Annotated in this window: 5 protein-coding genes and 1 pseudogene; 5 read left to right on the forward strand and 1 reads right to left on the reverse strand. The window is 63.8% G+C overall.

The features are described from left to right. The 5 genes and pseudogenes from EOA36_RS23490 to EOA36_RS23515 form a co-directional block, all read left to right on the forward strand. Positions 1-254 (forward strand): annotated as a pseudogene (locus EOA36_RS23490) (spermidine/putrescine ABC transporter substrate-binding protein); the annotation flags it as partial. A gap of 200 nt (positions 255-454) precedes the next feature. Beyond that, positions 455-1,453: an ABC transporter ATP-binding protein gene (locus EOA36_RS23495; RefSeq protein ID WP_127279626.1), complete on the forward strand. Its 999-nt coding sequence runs from the start codon at positions 455-457 to the stop codon at positions 1,451-1,453. Between the two features lie 250 nt (positions 1,454-1,703). Then, positions 1,704-2,669 (forward strand): ABC transporter permease, encoded by a 966-nt coding sequence (locus tag EOA36_RS23505; RefSeq protein WP_127279627.1) that lies wholly within the window; start codon positions 1,704-1,706, stop codon positions 2,667-2,669. Beyond that, positions 2,659-3,474, forward strand: coding sequence for an ABC transporter permease (locus tag EOA36_RS23510; protein WP_127279628.1), 816 nt, complete (start codon positions 2,659-2,661; stop codon positions 3,472-3,474). Before EOA36_RS23505 ends, EOA36_RS23510 begins: the two co-directional genes overlap by 11 nt. A 98-nt stretch (positions 3,475-3,572) precedes the next feature. Beyond that, positions 3,573-5,000, forward strand: coding sequence for a gamma-aminobutyraldehyde dehydrogenase (locus EOA36_RS23515; protein WP_127279629.1), 1,428 nt, complete (start codon positions 3,573-3,575; stop codon positions 4,998-5,000). A gap of 161 nt (positions 5,001-5,161) precedes the next feature. On the opposite strand, the gene EOA36_RS23520 is transcribed toward EOA36_RS23515, so the two are convergent. Next, positions 5,162-6,097 (reverse strand): IS110 family transposase, encoded by a 936-nt coding sequence (locus EOA36_RS23520; RefSeq protein ID WP_189553329.1) that lies wholly within the window; start codon positions 6,095-6,097, stop codon positions 5,162-5,164. Between the last annotated feature and the right edge of the window lie 211 nt (positions 6,098-6,308).

A 6,308-nucleotide genomic window follows, 5' to 3' on the forward strand; every position in this document is an offset into this window, starting at 1 on the left:
GGCTAGAGCATTCGCTGGCGCCGAAGGTCCAGGGCGATGTCTCGGCCTGGTTCGGCTCGCTGCCGGTCGTGCCCGCCGCCTGCAAGGGCAACGAGTTGCTCGGCGAGGAAGGCTGCAAGACCAACGGCTACGACAATTTCGACAAGATCAAGTTCTGGAAGACGCCGGTCTCGAAATGCGTCACCCAGAACGATCAGTGCGTGCCTTACTATCGCTGGGTGTCGGATTATATCGGCGTCATCGGCGGACGGTGATTTTCGCCGCGCATCTATTGATAAGTTGACGCTGCCCCTCACCCTTACCCTCTCCCCGTGAAGAACGGGGAGAGGGTACCGTCAGCGTTGAAGCGCGTCCCTTCTCCCCGTCCCTATTACGGGGAGAAGGTGCCGGCAGGCGGATGAGGGGCAGCGCCAACGCCCGAGATTTTGACGAGCCTGACAGATCAGGACACCCAATGACCCCAGCCGTTTCCTTTCAAAAAGTCTCGCGCCATTTCGGCAGTGTTCGCGCTGTCGACGCGGTCGACCTCGACATTGCGCCCGGCGAATTCTTCGCCATGCTGGGGCCATCGGGTTCGGGCAAGACGACGTGCCTGCGTCTCATCGCCGGCTTCGAGCAGCCGACGGCGGGTTCCATCTCGATCTTCGGCGAGCGCGCCGAGGGCGTGCCGCCCTATCGCCGCAACGTCAACACAGTGTTCCAGGACTATGCGCTGTTCCCGCACCTCAATGTGCTCGACAACGTCGCCTACGGACTGATGGTCAAGCGCGTCGGCAAGGCCGAGCGGCACAAGGCGGCGGAAGAAGCCTTGTCACTGGTGCGGCTGCCCGGCTACGGCGCGCGCCGGCCCGGCCAGCTCTCCGGCGGCCAGCGCCAGCGTGTCGCGCTGGCGCGTGCGCTGGTCAACCAGCCCAAGGTGCTGCTGCTCGACGAGCCGCTCGGCGCGCTCGACCTCAAACTGCGCGAAAACATGCAGGAGGAGCTGAAATCACTGCAGAAGGCGCTCCGCATCACCTTCGTCTTCGTCACCCACGACCAGGGCGAGGCACTGTCGATGGCCGACCGCGTCGCCGTCTTCAATGACGGCAGGATTATGCAGATCGGCACGCCGGAAGACATCTATCAGCGCCCAAGCACGCGCTTCGTCGCCGATTTCGTCGGCTCGTCCAACGTGCTGCCGCCGGACTTCGTCCAGCGTTATTCCGGCCAGCACCGCTGGGGGAGTCTCAGGCCCGAATCCATTCGCGTCGGCCGCGCCGCGAGCGGCGAGGGCGTGGCCGCGCGTCTCGTCTCGACCAACTATCTCGGCGCCACCACCAGGCTGGCGCTCGATGCCGACGGGTTGAAGCTGCACGCCGTGGTGCCGGCGGGGACAGTGCTGCCTAGGGAAGGCGAGGCTGGTGTGCTCACCTTCAATCGCGAGCATCTGCATCTGATGGACGAGCCGGCATGATGAAGGTTTGCGCGATTAGAGTCTCCAGCGTGGCGCTCTACGGCGCCCCCCTCTGGCCTGCCGGCCATCTCCCCCACGAGGGGGGAGATTGGATGTCGCGACTGCTTTCGCCAATCAGCAACGTTGCGGGAATGAGCGAGGCGCTGAAGCTGCCAATCTCCCCCCTCGTGGGGGAGATGTCCGGCAGGACAGAGGGGGGCGTGAAGGATCGCTGCCTCTCCTATAAGCCCCACTGCCACAGGGTGGTCCCATGACCATCGCCGCCCTCAACGCCAATCCCGCCCCAGCCATCCTGCCCGGCAGCGGCGGCCTGCGCGGCGCGCTGTCGGACCTGTTCTGGCGCCGACCGCAGCTCCTGCTGCTGCTCATGCTGCTGCCGCCGGTTCTGTGGCTCGGCATCGTCTATATCGGCTCGCTGTTCGCGCTGTTGGCGCAGAGCTTCTTCTCCATCGACGAGTTCTCCGGCCTCATCAACCGGCAGTTCACGCTGAAGACCTATGGCGACCTGTTGCAGGCCGCCAACCTCGACATCATCCTGCGCACGGTGACGATGGCGGCACTGGTCACACTGGCCTCGGCTATCGTCGCCTTCCCCATAGCCTACTATGCCGCGCGTTACGCGCGCGGCCGCTGGAAAGCGCTGTTCTATCTCGGCGTCATGCTGCCGCTGTGGTCGAGCTATCTGGTCAAGATTTATGCCTGGAAGCTGATCCTGGCCAAGGAAGGCATTTTGACCTGGCTGCTCGCCAAGCTGCACCTGCTGTGGCTGCTCGATAGCTGGCTCTCGCTGCCCGTGGTCGGCGGCAATTCGCTGTCGGTGTCCTTTACCGGCACCTTCATCGTCTTCGTCTATGTCTGGCTGCCCTTCATGATCCTGCCGGTGCAGGCGGCCCTCGAGCGCGTGCCCGGCAATCTGGTCGAGGCCTCGTCCGATCTCGGCGCCTCGCCCGGCCAGACCTTCCGCAACGTGCTGTTCCCGCTGGCGCTGCCCGGCATCGTCGCCGGCTCGATCTTCACCTTCTCACTGACGCTGGGCGACTACATCATCCCGCAGATCATCGGCACCTCGCGCCTGTTCATCGGCCAGGCCGTCTATTCGCAGCAAGGTACCGCCGGCAACATCCCGCTCGCCGCCGCCTTCACCGTGGTGCCCATCGTCATCATGGGTTTCTACCTCTGGGGCGCCAAGCGCATGGGGGCCTTCGATGCGCTCTGACCGCAGCCAGTCGGCTCCCCTTGGCCTGAAGATCGCGGCCGCCTGCGGCCTGCTCTTCCTGCATCTGCCGATCCTCCTGATCTTCGTCTATGCCTTCACCACCGAGGAGAAGAGCTTCGTCTGGCCGCCGCCGGGCTTGACCACGCAATGGTTCGCCGTCACCTGGAACCGACCCGATGTCTGGCAAGCGCTGTCACTGTCGGTCCGCGTCGCCGCCATCTCGACCACGATTGCGCTGGTGCTCGGCACGCTGTGCGCCGCCGCCGTGTCGCGAACGAAATTCTTCGGCCGCGAAACCATCTCGCTGCTGGTCATCCTCCCGATCGCGCTGCCCGGCATCATCACCGGCATCGCGCTGCGCTCGGCCTTTGCGCTGGCCGACATTCCGTTCTCGTTCTGGACGATCGTGCTCGGCCACGCCACTTTCTGCGTGGTCGTGGTCTACAACAATGCGGTCGCCCGGTTCCGCCGCACCTCGGGTTCGATGATCGAAGCTTCGATGGATCTCGGCGCCGACGGCTTCCAGACCTTCAGGCATGTCGTGCTGCCCAACATCGCCACGGCACTGCTTGCCGGCGGTATGCTGGCCTTCGCGCTGTCCTTCGATGAGGTCATCGTCACCACCTTCACCGCCGGCCAGCAGCAGACCGTGCCGATCTGGATGCTGGAGGAACTGATCCGCCCGCGCCAGCGACCGGTCACCAATGTCGTGGCCATGGTCGTCGTGCTGGTGACGCTGCTGCCGATCCTTTTTGCCTACTACCTGACCCGCGACGGCGACCAGATCGCCGGAAGCGGGAAATGAAAAAAAGCGAATAGGGAGTAGCGAGTAGCAAAAATCGACAGCCAAACCCTGCTCGCTATTCGCTGCTCCTCATTCGCTCCTTCCAAGGGAGAAATCTGATGGACACCCAGATGCTGATCGGCTCGAAATTCGAAAAGGGCACCGAGACCGACGAGCCGATCCTCAATCCGAAGACCGGGGCGACCATTCTCAACCTGCCGGAAGCCAGCCAGGCACAGATCGAGGCCGCCGTGGCGGCCGCCGAACAAGCGTTCGTCTCGTGGTCGCGCACCACGCCGGCGCAACGCTCCGGCTACCTGCTCAAGATCGCCGACCGCATCGAGGCCGAGGCCAGGGAGTTCGCCACGCTCGAAGCGCTGAACTGCGGCAAGCCGATCAACGCCGTGCTCAATGACGAAATCCCGGCCATCGTCGACTGCTACCGCTTCTTCGCCGGCGCGGTGCGATCCATGCCCGGCGTCGTCGCGGGCGAATATCTGCCGGGCCATACCTCGATGGTGCGGCGCGACGCGATCGGCATCGTCGCTTCGATCGCGCCGTGGAACTATCCGCTGATGATGATGGCCTGGAAGCTGGCGCCGGCGATTGCCGGCGGCAATACCGTGGTCTTCAAGCCGTCGGAACAGACACCGCTGACGACGTTGAAGCTGGCCAGGATTCTGGCCGACGTGCTTCCCGAGGGCGTCGTCAATGTCGTGCTTGGCCGGGGCGACAGCGTCGGCAACACGCTGATCAACCATCCCAAGGTCAATATGATCTCGATCACCGGCGACGTCGCCACCGGCAAGAAGGTGCTGCAGGCCGCGGCCAAATCGGTCAAGCGCACGCATCTGGAACTTGGCGGCAAGGCACCGGTCATCGTCTTCGACGACGCCGACCTCGGCGCCGTCGTCAACGGCCTGCGCGCCTTCGGCTACTACAATGCCGGCCAGGACTGCACAGCGGCCTGCCGCATCTATGCCGGCAAGAAAATCTACGACAAGCTTGTCGCCGATCTTTCTTCCGCCGTCTCGACCATCAAGTACAATCTATCAGACGACACCGAGAACGAGATCGGGCCGCTGATCTCGCGCCGCCAGCGCGACCGCGTATCGAGTTTCGTCGAGCGCGCTTCGGAACTGAAACACATCGAGATCACCACCGGCGGCAAGCCGGGCGAGGGCACCGGCTTCTACTACCAGCCGACGGTCGTTGCCGGGGCACTACAGGAAGACGAGATCGTGCGCCGGGAAGTGTTCGGCCCGGTCGTCTCGGTCACTCGTTTCACGGATGTCGACGAGGCGGTGAACTGGGCCAATGACAGCGACTACGGCCTTGCGTCATCGGTATGGACGAAGGACGTCTCGCGTGCCATGGCGACAGCGGCACGCCTGCAATATGGCTGCACCTGGATCAACACCCACTTCATGCTGACCAACGAGATGCCGCATGGCGGCCTGAAACAGTCCGGCTACGGCAAGGACATGTCGCTCTATGCGCTGGAGGACTACACCGCCGTGCGCCATGTGATGGTTGCGCATGGGTGAGGAGCGGTCCGCGCAGCGGACGAAAAGCCCCTAAATGGGCTTTTCGAGCGACGAACGCCCGGAGCCATAGCGAAGGGCCGGGCGGTCGCCACTTTCCCTTCTCCCCTTGTGGGAGAAGGTGGCTTGTCGCGAAGCGGCAAGACGGATGAGCAACTGTGTTTTCAGGCTTTGTCTGGATACCAGGGTTGGTTGTGTCGAAGCATGGCGCTGAGGATGGTCATAATCTTTCGGGCCACGGCGACGATGGCGACCTTTGGTTGCTTACCGTTTGCAATAAGACGCTGGTGGAAGGCTTTGAGTACGGGATTGGAGCGGCTGGCGGTGAGCGCTGCCATGTAGACCACCCTGCGCAGAGCATGCCGGCCGCCCCAGATGACGCGGCGACCTTTGAAGGTGCCGGTGTCGAAGTCGTAGGGCGCCAGGCCGGCAAGCGCAGCAATCTCGCGTCGCGAGGCCTGCCCGATCTCCGGCGCCAGCGCCAGTATGGTATGGCTGAGGACTGGACCGGCACCGTGGATCAGGCGATCCTTGGCTGCGAGCGCCGGCTGGCTGGCGACGAGTTCGGCCATACGCTTGGCGAGCAGTGCGATATCGAGTTCGATACGACGCAGCCGCTGGGTGAAGATGCGCTTCACCATCGGCTCGCGTAGCTGCTCGAGTTGATTGGCGAGGCTGACCTTATCGTCGCTAAGCTGCCTGCGGGCCACGACCAGATCGGCCAGTTGCTCCGCAATCGGGTCGCAACGCACCGGCCGGGTCGGCAGTTCGGCGGTGTAGCGCGCAATCAGCAAGGCGTCGATGCGATCATTCTTGGCCAATCGGCCAAGGGCGCGGGCATAGTGGCGCAATTTGTGCGGATTGACGTTCCTGGCCGGCAGGTCCGCGCTACGCAGTGCCTTGGCCACACCGCGCTCATAGCCGCCGCTCGGCTCCATGCCGATGGCGCGTACGGTGCGACCCCGCAGCCATCTGACCAGCTTGGCCCATCCGTCCTTGTCGTTGTCGAAACGCGCTTGTTCCTGCGTTTGAAACACCGCCACGTCGAGCCAGCCTTTGGCGACATCGATGCCGATGTCCTGAACCGTTTGCGCTACCATCTCATCGGTCCCTTCCTTGTGTGCGGGGGCTTGCCCCTTGCAACTGTTCGGGTTCACAAAAGAAGGCGGTCGGGCCCCAGCTCATCCACGGTTTAAGCCACCTGAGGGGTGACGGGCTCTCGACCGCCGCCACGGATCAGGCAAGCACCTGGTCCGTGGCACCCTCAACAATGCACGATTCCAAACACACAAGGGGTGTTCCAGCTTGGCG

It is taken from the genome of Mesorhizobium sp. M8A.F.Ca.ET.021.01.1.1 (assembly GCF_003998025.1).
Taxonomy (GTDB): Bacteria; Pseudomonadota; Alphaproteobacteria; order Rhizobiales; family Rhizobiaceae; genus Mesorhizobium.